The following is a 15,042-nucleotide window of genomic DNA, read 5'->3' as shown; positions in this document are numbered from 1 at the left end:
GCTGACCTTCAACGGCGGCTATACCGCGCCGCGCATCAGGGTCGGTTTCGCCCCGGCGCGCATCCAGCTCACGGACATGCGGCGCAAGTTCCTGATTACCGCGCAGTTGCGCATGTTGTTGCTCGGTGCGGCGTTCATGGCCGTCGCCTGCGCGGCGTTGCTGCGGATCGCCTATCTCGGTTTCGTTCAGCCCGCGCCGCAACAGCATTCGATGGCCGACGCGTTGCTCCCGCCGCGCGGCGAAATCACCGACCGCAACGGTGTGACGCTGGCCCGCGCCTTCCCGGCCTATTCGCTGTGGTTCAACCCCGATGCTCTGTCCGACGGCGGCCCGCCGCTGGTGAAGCCTGCGGCTGAGGTCGCGGCCCGGCTCAAGGCGATCTTCCCCGATCTCGACACCGCAGAGACCGTCAAGCTGCTGACCTCGGGCAAGTCCGGCTACATCCGAAGCCGCATCCTGCCCGAAGAGGTCAACAAGGTCACCGCGATCGGCGAACTGGCGCTCGAAACGCCGTCGGAGGAGGACCGCCAGTACCCGCAAGGCAAGCTCGCAGCGCACGTGCTCGGCTATGTCGCTGCCGACGGGCATGGCCGCGTGGGCATGGAGAGCTACCTCGACAAGCGCCTGCTCGATCCTTCCGAGCGCGGCCATCCCGCGGCGCTGTCGATCGACGTCAGGGTGCAGGGCGCGCTCGAGGACGAGCTCGCCGCCGGCATGCGCGCGGTCGAGGCGGTCGGCGCCGCCGGCGTCGTGCTCGACGTCGATACCGGCGAGGTGCTGGCTCTCGCCTCGCTGCCCTCGTTCGATCCCAACCGGATCGACGTCGCCGGTGAGGCGAACATGTTCAACCGGGTGACAAACCAGGTCTACGAACTCGGCTCGACCTTCAAGCCGCTGACCGTTGCCTCGGCTATCGATGCCGGGACGATCACCGACCTCTCGCGCCGTTACCCGGCCAATCCTTTCCCGTTCGGCGGGTTCACGATCAAGGACAGCCACGACCTCGGCGCCACGCTCAACGTGCCCGAAACGCTGATCCATTCGTCCAACGTGGTCACCGCGCACATCGTCGAGGACCTTGGTGCCGACAAGCTCAAGCGGACCATGGCCGATCTCGGCATGAACGAGCGGCCCTATATCGAGCTTCCCGCGCGCGGCTTTCCGATCTGGCAGAGCGGCAAATGGCCGATGCTGCGCGCGATGACGGTTGGTTACGGCCATGGCGTCGCCGTTACCCCGCTGCACCTCGCCAGCGCCTATGCCGCAATGGTCAACGGCGGGTTGTGGCGTCCGGCGACGCTGCTCAGGGTCGAGCCCGGCCATGCCGCGCACGGCCGCCGGGTGTTCAAGGCCAGCACGAGCGCGCGGATGAACCAGCTGCTGCGGATGATCGCGGTCTACGGCACCGGCCGCAAGGCCAACGCCGAGGGCTTCCGCGTCGGCGGCAAGACCGGCAGCGCCGAGAAACCGGGCGCGGGCGGATATCGCAAGTCCACCCTCGTTTCGACCTTCGCCGCCGCGTTCCCGATGGACAAGCCACGCTTTGTCGTGATCGCCATGCTCGACGAGCCCAAGGCGGTCGCCGCCAGCTCCTTCCAGCGCACCGCCGCGTGGAACGCCGCGCCTATCGTCGGCAGGCTTGTCCCACGCATCGGCCCGATGCTCGGCGTCCTGCCCGACGCGAGCCGCGACATAGACCTGTCGGATCTCAAGCCGCTGGTCGGCGACGGGGGCGGCGAATGAAGCTGGCTGCCCTCGCTGAGGCGGTGGGACTCGATGCGGGAAGTGCGGCCGGAGCCGAGGTGACGGGCTTTGCCATCGATCATCGCAAGGTCGCCCCCGGCAATGTCTTCGGCGCCTTCCAGGGTGCGGTTGTGAATGGTGAAGACTTTATTCCGGCCGCGGTGAGCGGCGGTGCGATCGCGGTCGTCGCCCGGCCCGAGGCAAAGGTCGAAGGTGCGGCGCACATCGCCGACCCCGTACCGCGCCGCGCCTTCGCCCGCCTCGCCGCGCAGTTCTTCCAGCCGGTGCCGGGCACGGTGGTCGCTGTTACCGGGACCAACGGCAAGACCTCCACGGTCGAGATGACCCGCCAGGTCTGGCGCATGTGCGGCGAGCGTGCGGCGTCGATCGGCACGCTCGGCGTGACCACGCCCGACGAAAGCGTCGTGACCGGGCTGACCACGCCCGACATCGTCACGTTCCTCTCCAACATGACCGGGCTCGCGCGCGAGGGCGTGACCCATGTTGCCTATGAGGCGTCGAGCCACGGGCTCAGCCAGTACCGCAACGAAGGTCTCCCGGTCGCCGCAGGGGCCTTCACCAACCTGTCACGCGATCACCTCGATTACCACGCCGGCATGGAGGACTATTTCGCCGCCAAGATGCGGCTCTTTACCGAGGTTGTTGAGGATGGCGGCGCGGCCGTGATCTGGGCGGACGACGCCTGGAGCGGCCGCGCAATGGAAGAGGCGGGGACTCGGGGGTTACGCCTCTTCACTGTGGGAGAGCGGGGCGAAGCAGTTCGCCTGCTCTCCCACACTCCCGGCCATCTCGGGCAGGAACTCGAGGTCGAGATCGCGGGGCTGCGCAAGACAATCATGCTGCCGCTGATCGGCGCCTACCAGGTCGCCAACGCGCTCGTCGCGGCGGGGCTGGTGCTGGCGACCGGGGGCGAGCCGGCGCGGATTCTCGACGCCGTCGCCCGGCTGCAACCGGTGCGGGGGAGGCTCGAACGCGCGGCCATCACCGCCGCCGGCGCGCCCGTCTACGTCGACTACGCCCACACCGCCGATGCGCTCGGAGCTGCGATTGAAGCGCTTCGCCCGCACGTTGAACACCGCCTGATCGTGGTGTTCGGCGCGGGCGGCGACCGCGACCAGGGCAAGCGTTTCGACATGGGGCAAATGGCGAGCGCGAAAGCCGACCTCGTCATCGTCACCGACGACAATCCGCGTGGAGAGGATCCGGCGCGGATTCGCAAGATGGTGCTCGAAGGCGCACCGCGGGCGCGCGAGATCGGCGACCGGCGTGAGGCGATCGCCGCGGCCATCGCTGCGGCGGGCAAGGGCGACATCGTCCTCATCGCCGGCAAGGGACACGAACAGGGACAAATCGTCGGCAGCGGGAGCGATATGCGCGTCCTGCCGTTCGACGATGTGACGGTCGCGCGCGAGTGCGCCGCCATGGGAGGAAACGAATAGGATGAGTGCACTCGAGAAGCTGCTGGCCTGGCCTGCGCGGGACTACGACCGCTACGCCCGCGCGCTGTGGACGGCAGCCGAGATCGCCGATGCGACCGGGGGCACCGCCAGCGGGCCGTTCCAGGTCTCCGGCGTCGAGATGGATTCGCGCGACGTGCGCCCGGGCGACCTGTTCGTCGCGCTCAAGGGCGAGGCGATGGACGGGCACAAGTTCGTCGACAAGGCCATCGCCAACGGCGCTGCGGCGGTGCTGGTCGAGCACCCCGTCGACTGGCCGCACGTGCTGGTCGAGGACACCACGAAGGCGCTCAAGGCGCTTGCCGCCTGCGCCCGCGAGCGCGGCGCGGCGCGGGTGATCGGTGTCACCGGCTCGGTCGGCAAGACCGGGGTGAAGGAAGCCATCTTCACCGCGCTCGACCGCTCCTGCCGCGGCGCGGCGCACCGCTCGGTGCGGAGCTACAACAACCACGTCGGCGTGCCGCTCAGCCTCGCCCGCATGCCCGGGGCCTCGGCCTATGGCGTGTTCGAGATGGGCATGAACCATGCCGGCGAGATCGCCGCGCTGACCACGCAGGTCCGCCCCGACGTGGCGGTCATCACAACCATCGCCCCGGCGCACATCGAGAACCTCGGCAGCGAGGAAGCCATCGCGGATGCCAAGGCGGAAATCTTCGCCGGGCTCGAACCCGGCGGCACGGCGGTCATCCCCGCCGACAGTCCCCACTTCGAACGGCTCAAGGCAGCGGCCCATGCCGTCGGCGCGACGATCCTGTCCTTCGGCAAGGACCGGCAGGCCGACGTCCGCCTGCTCGACGCGGTCCCCTCGGCCAACGGCGGCTCGCTGGTCACCGCGGCGATGGGCGATCGGCGGCTGTGCTACACCGTGGCCGAGCCGGGCGAGCACTGGGTGGCCAATTCGCTCTGCGTCATGGCGGCAGTCCACGCCGCGGGCGGCGATCTAGGCGCGGCCGGGCTGGCTCTGGCCGAGATGGGCGGACTCAAGGGCCGCGGCGCGCGGCACCGAATCCCTGTCGCCGGCGGCAACGCGCTGCTGATCGACGAAAGCTACAACGCCAACCCGACATCGATGCGCGCCACACTGGCGCAACTCGGCCACACTCCTGCCGGACGGCGGGTCGCGGTGCTCGGCAGCATGAAGGAACTCGGCGACTTTTCAGACGCTTTCCACGCCCAGCTGGCCGAGCCGCTGGCCGCGGCCGAAGTCGACTATGCCGTGCTGGTTGGGCCCGAGATGATTTCGCTCGCGCGCGAACTGGGGAAAGTAGTTAACAATCCGCTTGGCAAGCCCCTGCGCTTTGCCCATTGCACCGACCCGGGAGGAGCAATTTCCGCGCTCGAGGAGTATGGCCTCGTGGCGGGTGACGCGATCCTTGTGAAGGGGTCGAATTCAGTAGGATTGACCCGATTGGTGTCGCATTTTGCAGCCAGGGAAGGCTGACAGGCACGGATGCTTTATCTTCTCGCGCAATGGCTCGATTTCGAGGGGCTTTTCAACCTCGTCCGCTACCAGACGTTTCGTTCGGGTGCGACGCTCATCACTGCGCTCATCATCGGGCTGCTGATCGGGCCGCGGTTCATCGCGCTGCTGCGCGTGCGCCAGGGCAAGGGCCAGCCGATCCGCACCGACGGGCCGCAGACTCACCTCGCCAAGGTCGGCACGCCGACGATGGGCGGGCTGATGATCCTTGTCTCGCTGATCATCTCGATGTTGCTGTGGATGGACCTGAGCAACCCGTTCGTCTGGGCCTGCCTCGCGGTGACCGGCGGGTTCGGCGCGATCGGGTTCATGGACGATTTCGACAAGGTGACGAAGCGCAGCCACAAGGGCGTTTCGGGCCGGACCCGGCTCATGCTCGAATTCCTCGTTGCCGGAATCGCCGCGTGGATCATCGTCGGCGAGGTCAGCACCAACCTCTACGTCCCGTTCTTCTCGGGCCGGGCGATTCCGCTGGGTCCCCTATATTACCTCTTTGCCGCAACGGTGATGGTTGGCTTCGGCAACGCCGTGAACCTCACCGACGGGCTCGACGGGCTGGCGACCATGCCGGTAGTCATTGCTTCCGGCACCTTCGCCATCATCTGCTACCTCGTCGGCCGCGTCGACTATTCGGCCTACCTCGGCATCCCGCACGTGCCTGGTGCCGGCGAACTGGCGATCATGTGCGCGGCGATCATGGGTGCAGGGCTCGCCTTCCTGTGGTTCAACTCGCCCCCGGCGGCGGTGTTCATGGGCGATACCGGCAGCCTTGCCCTCGGCGGCGCGCTCGGAGCCATCGCCGTCGCCAGCCACCACGAGATCGTGCTGCTGATCGTCGGCGGGCTGTTCGTGGTCGAGACCGCCAGCGTCATGATCCAGGTCTTCTGGTTCAAGCGCACCGGCAAACGGGTCTTCCGCATGGCCCCGATCCATCACCATTTCGAGCAGCTCGGCTGGTCGGAATCGACCGTGGTGATCCGCTTCTGGATCGTCTCGATCGTCCTCGCCCTGATGGGCCTCGCAACGCTGAAGGTGCGATGATCGAATCCTCCGCCTTCGCCGGCAAGCGCTTCGCCGTCCTCGGCCTCGCCCGTTCGGGCCTGGCCACGGTGGCGAGCCTTCATGCCAGCGGGGCGCAAGTGACCGCGTGGGATCGCCGTCCCGGCCCGCGCGAGGAAGTTTCGGGCATGGCCGCGATCGGCGATCCGCTGGAAATCGACCTTGCCGGTTTCGACGGGATCGTCGTCTCGCCCGGCGTGCCGCTCAATACCCATCCACTGACCGCGCGGGCGCGCGCGGCGGGCGTCCCGCTGATCGGCGATATCGAGCTGTTCGCGATGGCCCGGACTTCGCTGCCGGCGCACAAGGTCGTTGGCATCACCGGCACCAACGGGAAGTCGACCACCACCGCGCTGGTCCACCACCTGTTCGAAAGCGCCGGAGTCGCCGCGCGGATGGGCGGCAACATCGGCCTGCCGATCCTCGCGCAGGAGCCGCTGCCCGAAGGCGGCGTCTACGTGCTCGAGCTGTCGAGCTACCAGATCGACCTGACGCATTCGCTCGAATGCGACGCGGCGGCGCTGACAAACGTCACCCCCGACCACCTCGACAGGTACGACGGGTTCGATGCCTATGCTGCTTCCAAGGCGCGCCTGTTCGCGATGCAGCGCGCCGATCAGTTCGCGGTGTTCGGCTGCGAGGACAATGCGACGCGGGCGATCTACCAGACCGAGCTGGCGCGCCGCGACGCGGGCCGCGTGGCCCGGGCCGACACCGCCACGCTCGCCGCGCGGCAGCGCGGGTGGATCGGGCTGAAGGGCCCGCACAACCTGCAGAACGCCGCCATCGCCCGCCAGATCGCCCTCGAACTCGGCCTCGGCGAGGAGCAGATCGAGGCCGGGCTGGCCGGCTTCCGCGGGCTGCCGCACCGCATGGAAATCCTCGGCACCTTCGGCGGCGTTACCTTCATCAACGATTCCAAGGCGACCAACCCGGCCAGCACCGCGCCGGCGCTGGGCGCCTATCCGCGCAACGCGAAGCCGCACATTCACTGGATCGTCGGCGGCCTGCCCAAAGGCGACAACCTCGACGACTGCGCGCCCGGCTTTCCCAACGTCGCCGCCGCCTACACCATTGGCGAGGCCGGTCCGCACTTCGCCGACCTGCTCGAACCGCAGATGCCTGTGCAGCGCTGCGAGATGCTCTGCGAGGCGGTGACCCGGGCGCTGGCCGTGGCGAAGGAGGACGACGTCATCATGCTTTCGCCCGCCTGCGCCAGCTTCGACCAGTTCAAGGACTACGAGGCGCGCGGCGAAGCCTTTCGCCAGATCGTCGAGGGCCTGACCGGCGGGACTTCGGTGCCGTTCGACTTTGCCGGACGGTCGGCGGCATGACGGCGGCGCGGCCTTACATCCCGGTCATGGGCGAGCGTCGCCCCAAGCAGGCGCGCTTCCCGCAGGACCGCAAGACGCAGGTGCGCATCTGGTGGCGCGAGATCGACCGCGTGCTGCTTGGCCTCGTGCTGCTGCTGATGGCGATCGGCTCGATTGCCGTCGCCGCTGCTTCCCCGGCCACCGCGCGGCGGCTCTCGACCAGTGCTGTGCAGCTTCCCGACCTCTACTTCTGGTATGCGCACGTCCGCTGGCAGTTTCTCGCCCTGCTGACGATGCTGGGCGTTTCGTTCGTCCCGCGCGAGCTGGCCCGGCGCGGCGCGATCGTGCTGTGCGCGGCGATGCTGGCGGCGATGGCGGTGCTTCCGGTGATCGGCAACGAAGTCAACGGCGCCAAGCGCTGGCTCGACTTCGGCATTCGCTTCCAGCCCAGCGAATTCCTCAAGCCCGCCTATGCCGTCACGCTGGCCTGGATCCTCTCGTGGAAGTTGCGCGATCCGCGCCTGCCCGTGATCCAGATCAGCGCCGGCCTGATGGCGCTGGTCGTGGTCCTGCTGATGGCGCAACCGAACCTTGGCGACGCCATGCTGTTCGTCGGTTGCTGGCTGGTCATGGCGATGCTGGCAGGCTTGCCGATGCAGAAGATCGGCATTGCCGCCGGCAGCGGGGTCGGAGCGCTGGTGCTGGCCTACCTGTTCTACGAAAACGCCCGGCACCGCATCGACAGCTTCCTCGGCGGCGGCTCCGCCTACGACCAGGTCGACCTCGCCAGCCGCACGCTTATGGCGGGAGGGTGGACCGGCACCGGCATCTGGCTCGGCCGCCGCAAGATGCAGCTACCCGAAGCGCACACCGACTACATCTTTTCGGTCATCGGCGAGGAATTCGGCCTGCTCATCTGCGCGGTGATCGTGGTGCTCTACCTCGCCATCCTCGGCCGGATGCTGGTCCGCATGCTGGAGGAGGAGAACCTCTTCGCCGTGCTCGCCGCGACCGGGCTGGCAACCATTCTCGGGGGTCAGGCGTTCATCAATATTCTCGTCAACCTGCAACTCTTCCCCTCGAAAGGCATGACCCTACCATTGGTCAGCTACGGCGGCTCCTCGACCATCGCGGTCAGCATTACCATCGGCCTGATGCTGGCGATGAGCCGGCGCAACCCGTTCCTGACCCGCGAGGGCGTGGGCATCACCGCGGCGATGCCCGGCACGAAGCGGAGCGCGGCATGACCGGGCCGAACCGCCATTACGTGCTCGCGGCCGGGGGGACCGGCGGACACCTCACGCCGGCTTTCGCGCTGGCGCATGCGCTCGAACGGCGTGGGCACCATGTGGCGCTGATCACCGACGAGCGCGGCGTGGCGATCCCCGGCAAGCCCGATTTCCTGCCCGCCCACGTGCTGCCTGCCGGTCGCTTCGGCAAGAATCCGCTGCGCTGGGCGAGCGGTGTGTCCTCGGTCCTCGAAGGGCGCAGCATGGCCCTGCGGCTGTTCGACAGCTTCGAGCCGAGCGCGGTGATCGGCTTCGGCGGCTATCCGGCACTGCCCGCGCTGCTGGCGGCGCGCAAGGCCGGGATCCCCTCGCTGATCCATGAGCAGAACGCGGTGCTCGGGCGGGTCAACCGGCTGCTCGCCGGCGGGGTCGACGCGATCGCCACCGCCTACCCCGAGGTCGACCGGCTCAAGCCCAAGTACATGGACAAGGTCCACCTCGTCGGTAACCCGGTGCGGCCCGAGGTACTGGCCCTGCGCGACGAGCCGTTCCCGCCGTTCACCGAGGATGGGCTGCTGCGCGTGCTGGTAACCGGCGGAAGCCAGGGCGCGCGGGTGCTGTCGGAGGTCGTGCCGGACGGGCTTGCCATGCTGCAGCCCGCGCTGCGCAGCCGCTTGCAGGTCACCCAGCAGTGCCGCCCCGAAGACCTCGATGCGGTGCGCGATCGCTATTCGAACCACGGCATCCCGGCCGAACTGGGCACCTATTTCGAGAACATGGCCGCGCGGCTCGCCGATGCGCACCTGTTCATCGGCCGCGCCGGGGCCTCGACCATCGCCGAACTGACCGCGGTCGGCCGCCCGGCGATCCTCATTCCGTTGCCCATCGCCACCGACGACCACCAGGCCGCCAACGTGCGCGAGATGGTCAAGGCCGGTGGGGCCCGCTCGATCCGCCAGCACGCCTTCACCGCCAAGGAGCTGGCCAAGCAGATCCAGGCGCTCGCCCAGCGGCCCGAAACGCTCGCCACCGCCGCTCACGCGGCGTGGAACTGCGGGCGGCCCAAGGCGGCGGAGGACCTCGCCGACCTCATCGAAAGCTTCGGCGGCGCCGCGATGCAAGACGTGATCCGCGTCGCTGGGGAGGACGCGCGCATCGCGTCGGAGCAGCTTGCCGGGGATCCGGCGTGAAGGGCGTCGAAACCGATATCGGGACGATCCACTTCGTCGGCATCGGCGGGATCGGCATGTCCGGCATCGCCGAGGTGATGAACAACCTCGGCTACACCGTGCAGGGCTCCGACCTGTCCGAAGGCGCTTCGGTCGAGCGGCTGCGCAAGCGCGGCATCGAGGTCTTCGTCGGCCACGACGCGAAGAACCTCGGCGATGCCGCCGTGGTCGTCACCTCGACCGCGGTGAAGCGCGACAACCCCGAAGTCGCCGCCGCGCTCGAACGCCGCATCCCGGTGGTGCGCCGCGCCGAAATGCTCGCCGAACTGATGCGGCTCAAGAAGACCGTCGCGGTCGCCGGTACCCACGGCAAGACCACCACGACCAGCATGATCGCCGCATTGCTCGATGCCGGCGGGGTCGATCCGACGGTGATCAACGGCGGGATCATCGAAAGCTACGGTTCGAACGCCCGGCTCGGCGCCAGCGAGTGGATGGTGGTCGAAGCCGACGAGAGCGACGGCAGCTTCCTGCGCCTCGACGGGACCATCGCCGTCGTCACCAACATCGATCCCGAACACCTCGATCACTACGGCTCGTTCGATGCCGTGAAAGAGGCCTTCGTCGAATTCATCGAGAACGTCCCGTTCTACGGCCTCGCCGTGCTGTGCATCGACCATCCCGAGGTGCAGGCGGTGATCGGCAAGGTGCGAGACCGGCGCGTCATCACCTACGGCCTTTCCGCCCAGGCGGACCTGCGCGGCGAGAACATCCGCAGCGCCGAGGGCGGCAACCTGTTCACCGCCGTGCTGCGCGACCGCGACGGGCACGAGCGCCGGATTTCGAACGTCTTCCTGCCCATGCCGGGCAAGCACAACGTCCAGAACGCGCTCGCCGCCATCGCCGTGGCGCTGGAAATGGGCTGCGACGACGACACGATCCGCTCCGGCTTCGCCCAGTTCGGCGGGGTGCGGCGGCGCTTCACCCGCGCGGGCGAGGTCGGCGGCGTGACGGTGATCGACGACTACGCCCACCACCCGGTCGAAATCCTCGCCGTCCTCGCCGCCGCGCGCGAGGCGGTGTCGAGCGGATCGGGCGGCCGCGTCATCGCCGTGGTCCAGCCGCACCGCTACACCCGGCTGCGCGACCTGATGACCGAGTTCCAGGCCGCCTTCAACGATGCCGACGTGGTCTTTGCCGCCCCGGTCTATCCGGCGGGCGAGCAGCCGATCGACGGTGTCTCCTCGTCGGTGCTGGTCGAAGGAATGCGCGCCAGCGGCCACCGCTCGGCCAGCGAGATCGCCGGGCCGGACGAACTGGCCGCCGAACTCGCCGGCCTCGCCCGCTCGGGCGACTTCGTGGTCTGCCTCGGCGCGGGGGACATCACCAAATGGGCCGCGGGCCTGGCCGACGGCATTGCCGCCGCAAAAGCGAGGGCGGCATGAGCCGGCAGCCTGACGAACACCTGCGCGCGTGGACCAATGCCCCCGGCTCCGAAGACGCTGCTGCGCCGACCGGCTTCGTCGGCGGCAACGTGCGCGGCAAGCTGACCCCGCAGGCGCCGCTCGCCAAGCTGGTCTGGTTCAAGACCGGCGGCCCGGCCGACTGGCTTTTTGAGCCCGAAGACATTGCCGACTTGCTGCGCTTCCTCGGCGGCCTCGAAGAAGGCACGCCGGTCATGGCGCTCGGCCTCGGCTCCAACCTGATCGTGCGCGATGGCGGAGTGCCCGGCGTCGTGGTGCGGCTCGGCAAGGCGTTTTCGCAGGTCGAGGTGGGCGATGATTGCCTGCTCAAATGCGGCGGCGGGGCGAGCGGGATCCTCGTTTCCTCGACCGCGCGCGATGCCGGCATCGCGGGGCTCGAATTCCTGCGCGGCATCCCCGGCACCGTCGGCGGATTCGTGCGAATGAATGGCGGCGCCTATGGCCGCGAGGTGGCCGACATCCTCGTCGATTGCGACGTCGCCCTGCCCTATGGCAACCTGATCACGCTGGCCGCGGCCGACCTGCATTATACCTACCGCCACTCGCGCCTGCCCGACGGGGCAATCGTCGTCTCGGCCCGCTTCCGCGGCACGCCCGGCGACCCCAAGGACATCGGCGCCGAGATGGACCGCATCGCCGCCGCGCGCGAGGAATCGCAGCCGCTGCGCACCAAGACCGGCGGTTCGACCTTCAAGAACCCGCCCGGACGCAAGGCATGGGAACTGGTCGATGCCGCCGGCTGCCGCGGCCTGACCATGGGCGGAGCGCAGGTGAGCGAGAAGCACGCTAACTTCCTCATCAACACCGGCGATGCCACCAGCGCCGACATCGAGGGCCTCGGCGAGGAAGTCCGCCGCCGCGTGTCGGTGCAGGAAGGCGTGACGCTCGAATGGGAAATCCAGCGGGTGGGGCGGTGGTGAGCAGGCTCGATCCCCTCCACGTCGCCGTCCTGATGGGCGGCTGGGCGAACGAACGGCCGGTTTCGCTGATGAGCGGGAACGGCGTGGCCGATGCGCTCGAGGCGCGCGGGCACAAGGTCACGCGGATCGACATGGATCGGCAGGTGGCGGCGAAGCTCGCCGAGGCCGCGCCGGACGTCGTGTTCAACGCGCTCCACGGCGTGCCGGGGGAAGACGGCACGGTGCAGGGCATGATGGACCTGATGGGCATTCCCTACACCCATTCGGGCCTCGCCACCTCGGTCATCGCCATCGACAAGGAGCTGACCAAGCTGCTGCTGGTGCCCGCGGGCATCCCGATGCCGGGCGGGCGGATCGTCAAGTGCGCGGACCTCTACGACAAGGACCCGCTGCCGCGCCCCTATGTCCTCAAGCCGGTCAACGAAGGCAGCTCGGTCGGCGTCGCCATCGTCACCGATGAGGGCAATTACGGCAATCCTATTGCCCGCGACACCAAGGGACCGTGGCAGGAATTCGCCGAGCTTCTCGCCGAGCCCTACATCCGTGGTCGCGAGCTTACTGCTGCTGTGCTGGGAGACCGCGCACTGATGGTCACCGAGCTGGTGCCCAAGAGCGGTTTCTACGACTTCGACGCCAAGTACACCGACGGGATGACCGAGCATGTCTGTCCGGCCGCGATCCCCGAGGACATCACGCAGCTGTGCCTCGATTATGCGCTTAAGGCGCACAAGGTGCTCGGTTGCCGCGGCGTGAGCCGGACCGACTTCCGCTGGGACGACGAGCGCGGACAGGCCGGCTTGTTCGTGCTCGAGACCAACACCCAGCCGGGCATGACCCCGCTCAGCCTCGTGCCCGAACAAGCGCGGCATTGCGGGATCGAATACGACGAGCTGTGCGAGATCGTCATCGAGGACGCGCTGAGGCGCTTCGGCAAACTGGGGGAGATGGCCTGATGGCGCAGACCATTCGCCGCAAGCAGACCGGGGTCCGCCGCCAGGCGCGCAAGCAGGACACCCGCCGCCAGGTGCGCAAGGCGCAGGCGCATACCAGCACGCTGGTCGATGCACTGATACGCGTGCTGCCCTTCACGGAGGAGCAGCTGCACCGCTTCTTCCTGTTCCTGATCCTGCTCGCCGCCGCGGTCGGGGCATGGTTCGTCGCCAGCATGGCAGGGCTCAACATGCTGGTCGGCCAGCAGTTCGCCTCCGCTGCGGCCAACGCCGGGTTCGAGGTCAACCGGGTCGAGGTCCACGGCGTCAAGCGCATGAACGAGCTAAAGGTCTACGAGCGCGTGCTCGGGGCCAAGGACCGGGCGATGCCGCAGGTCGACCTCGACGAGATGCGCGCCTCGCTGCTCGGGCTCCACTGGGTCGAGGACGCACGCGTCAGCCGCCAGCTTCCCGACACCATCGTCATCGACATCGTCGAGCGGACTCCGCACGCCGTGCTCGCCAGGCCCGACCGGCTGGTGCTGATCGACGGCACCGGTCACGAACTCGAACCGATCTCGCGCGCCAACGCGAAGGGCATGCTGCGCATCTCCGGTCCCGGCGCGCAGGCGCAGGTCCAGAACCTCAGCACGCTGCTCGATGCCGCCCCGGCGCTGCGCCCGCAGGTCGCGGCGGCCGAGTGGATCGGCAACCGCCGCTGGAACCTGACCTTCAAGTCCGGCCAGCTGCTGTCGCTGCCGATGGGCGACAAGGACGCCGCCGGCGCGCTGATCAACTTCGCCCAGCTCGACGGCGTTCACCGCCTGCTCGGCGGAAAGGTCGTCGCCTTCGACATGCGCTCGCCGGAGCGCATCTACATGCGCTGCCCGGACTGCAAGGAAGCCGACAAACCCGATCTTTCCAAGGGAACCACCTGATGGCGACTCAACCCCGCATCACTCGTGTCTTCGGTGCGGTCAACATCGGCAGCTTCCGCGTTTCGGCGATGATCGCCGGGACCACCGAAAGCGGCGAGATGATCGTGCTCGGCTCGGGCCACCGCGCCGCGCAGGGCATCAAGCGCGGCTACGTCACCGACATGGCTGCGGCGACCTACGCCGTGCGCGACGCGCTTGAGAGGGCCGAGAAGGTCGCCGGGACGAGCGTGCAGAGCGTCTGGCTCGGGGCTTCGGGCGCCGGGCTTGCCAGCCGCATCAACCAGATCGAGATCGAGATCGGCGGCCGCCGCATCGAGGACGAGGACGTCGAGCAACTGCTCGGCGCGGCCAAGGACGCGATCCGGCCCGACGGGCGCATGGTCCTGCACGCTCAGCCGGCGTGCTATTTCCTCGATGGGGCGGACGGCATTTCGAACCCCCGCGGCCTCCATGCCGAACGGCTCGGGGTGGCGGTCCACACGATGCTCGCCGACGGTGCGCCGATGCGCAACTTGCGCGAGGCGGTCGAGAATGCGCACCTCGAAGTCGAAGGCGTCGTCGCCTCGCCGATCGGCGCGGGTTATGCCTGCCTGACCGAGGAAGAGCGCGACATCGGCGTGGCGCTGGTCGAATTCGGCGCCGAAGTGACCAACGTCTCGGTCTTCGCCAGCGGCATGCTCGTCGGCCTCAGCTCGATTCCGATCGGCTCGGCCGACATTACCGACGCCATCGCCAGCCACTTCGGCATCCGCCGCTTCCAGGCCGAGCGCCTCAAGTGCGTCTCGGGCTCGGCCATCGCCAGCCCGCGCGACCACCGCGAGCGCATCCCGGTCAACGGGCCGGGCGAGGACAACGCCGGGGTCCCGGCGCGCGGCGCGGACGAACAGAACCGCATCCTGCGTTCGGACCTGATCTCGGTCATCACCGGCGAGCTCGATCGGCTGGTGAGCGACGTCGGCCGCGCGCTTGAAGCCATGGGTTTCACCGGCGGGCCGGGCGGATCGCGCGGACGCCAGGTGGTCATCACCGGCGGCGGCGCGGAAATGGCGGGGCTCGCCGACTACGCGCAGGCGGCGCTGGCCAAGCCGGTCCGCATCGGCCGCCCACCGCAGCTGCGCGGCATGCCCGAGGCGCATTCGGTGCCCGGCTTCGCGACGCTCGCGGGCCTGATCCTCTACGCCGCCGAGGACCCGATCGACATCCGCGTCTTTGGCCGGGATCGCCAGATTACCATGCGTTACGGCCCTGCTGCGATGGCACAGCGCATCTGGCATGCCGCAAGGGCCTATTTCTGAATGC

General features: G+C 68.6%; 12 protein-coding genes. All 12 read left to right on the top strand.

Features of this window, described 5'->3' with window-relative positions; translation table 11 throughout:
- Positions 1-76 precede the first annotated feature (76 nt).
- From GRI89_RS00545 to ftsA, 12 genes are read left to right on the top strand one after another with little or no spacing between them, the layout of a single operon-like run.
- On the top strand, positions 77-1,744 hold the full coding sequence (locus GRI89_RS00545) for a peptidoglycan D,D-transpeptidase FtsI family protein (protein ID WP_159791439.1): 1,668 nt from the start codon (positions 77-79) through the stop codon (positions 1,742-1,744).
- A complete protein-coding gene (locus GRI89_RS00540) occupies positions 1,741-3,204 on the top strand; it encodes a UDP-N-acetylmuramoyl-L-alanyl-D-glutamate--2,6-diaminopimelate ligase (protein ID WP_159791321.1) in 1,464 nt (487 codons plus the stop codon). The genes GRI89_RS00545 and GRI89_RS00540 overlap by 4 nt, the downstream gene beginning before the upstream one ends.
- 1 nt (position 3,205) lies before the next feature.
- The gene (locus GRI89_RS00535; protein WP_159791320.1) at positions 3,206-4,663 is read left to right on the top strand and encodes a UDP-N-acetylmuramoyl-tripeptide--D-alanyl-D-alanine ligase; all 1,458 of its coding nucleotides are present in this window, start codon (positions 3,206-3,208) and stop codon (positions 4,661-4,663) included.
- Positions 4,664-4,672: 9 nt separating this feature from the next.
- Complete coding sequence (gene mraY, locus GRI89_RS00530; RefSeq protein WP_159791319.1) at positions 4,673-5,743, top strand: phospho-N-acetylmuramoyl-pentapeptide-transferase; 1,071 nt, start codon at positions 4,673-4,675, stop codon at positions 5,741-5,743.
- Positions 5,740-7,095, top strand: coding sequence for a UDP-N-acetylmuramoyl-L-alanine--D-glutamate ligase (murD, locus tag GRI89_RS00525; protein WP_159791318.1), 1,356 nt, complete (start codon positions 5,740-5,742; stop codon positions 7,093-7,095). Before mraY ends, murD begins: the two co-directional genes overlap by 4 nt.
- The gene (locus tag GRI89_RS00520; protein WP_159791317.1) at positions 7,092-8,321 is read left to right on the top strand and encodes an FtsW/RodA/SpoVE family cell cycle protein; all 1,230 of its coding nucleotides are present in this window, start codon (positions 7,092-7,094) and stop codon (positions 8,319-8,321) included. The genes murD and GRI89_RS00520 overlap by 4 nt, the downstream gene beginning before the upstream one ends.
- Positions 8,318-9,493, top strand: a complete 1,176-nt coding sequence (gene murG / locus GRI89_RS00515; RefSeq protein WP_235912605.1) for an undecaprenyldiphospho-muramoylpentapeptide beta-N-acetylglucosaminyltransferase — start codon at positions 8,318-8,320, stop codon at positions 9,491-9,493. Before GRI89_RS00520 ends, murG begins: the two co-directional genes overlap by 4 nt.
- Positions 9,490-10,917, top strand: a complete 1,428-nt coding sequence (murC, locus tag GRI89_RS00510) for a UDP-N-acetylmuramate--L-alanine ligase (protein WP_328598005.1) — start codon at positions 9,490-9,492, stop codon at positions 10,915-10,917. Before murG ends, murC begins: the two co-directional genes overlap by 4 nt.
- Entirely contained in the window at positions 10,914-11,876 is a 963-nt protein-coding gene (murB, locus tag GRI89_RS00505) for a UDP-N-acetylmuramate dehydrogenase (RefSeq protein WP_159791316.1), read from the top strand. Before murC ends, murB begins: the two co-directional genes overlap by 4 nt.
- Positions 11,846-12,829 (top strand): D-alanine--D-alanine ligase, encoded by a 984-nt coding sequence (locus tag GRI89_RS00500; RefSeq protein ID WP_159791315.1) that lies wholly within the window; start codon positions 11,846-11,848, stop codon positions 12,827-12,829. Before murB ends, GRI89_RS00500 begins: the two co-directional genes overlap by 31 nt.
- Entirely contained in the window at positions 12,829-13,743 is a 915-nt protein-coding gene (locus GRI89_RS00495) for a cell division protein FtsQ/DivIB (protein WP_159791314.1), read from the top strand. Before GRI89_RS00500 ends, GRI89_RS00495 begins: the two co-directional genes overlap by 1 nt.
- A complete protein-coding gene (gene ftsA / locus GRI89_RS00490) occupies positions 13,743-15,038 on the top strand; it encodes a cell division protein FtsA (RefSeq protein ID WP_159791313.1) in 1,296 nt (431 codons plus the stop codon). The genes GRI89_RS00495 and ftsA overlap by 1 nt, the downstream gene beginning before the upstream one ends.
- The last annotated feature ends 4 nt before the right edge of the window (positions 15,039-15,042 follow it).

Source organism: Croceibacterium salegens (assembly GCF_009827435.1).
GTDB classification, from domain to species: Bacteria; Pseudomonadota; Alphaproteobacteria; order Sphingomonadales; family Sphingomonadaceae; genus Croceibacterium_B; species Croceibacterium_B salegens.
The sequence above is the reverse complement of the archived record's forward strand: the minus strand, read 5'-3'. Positions and strand labels throughout refer to the sequence as shown.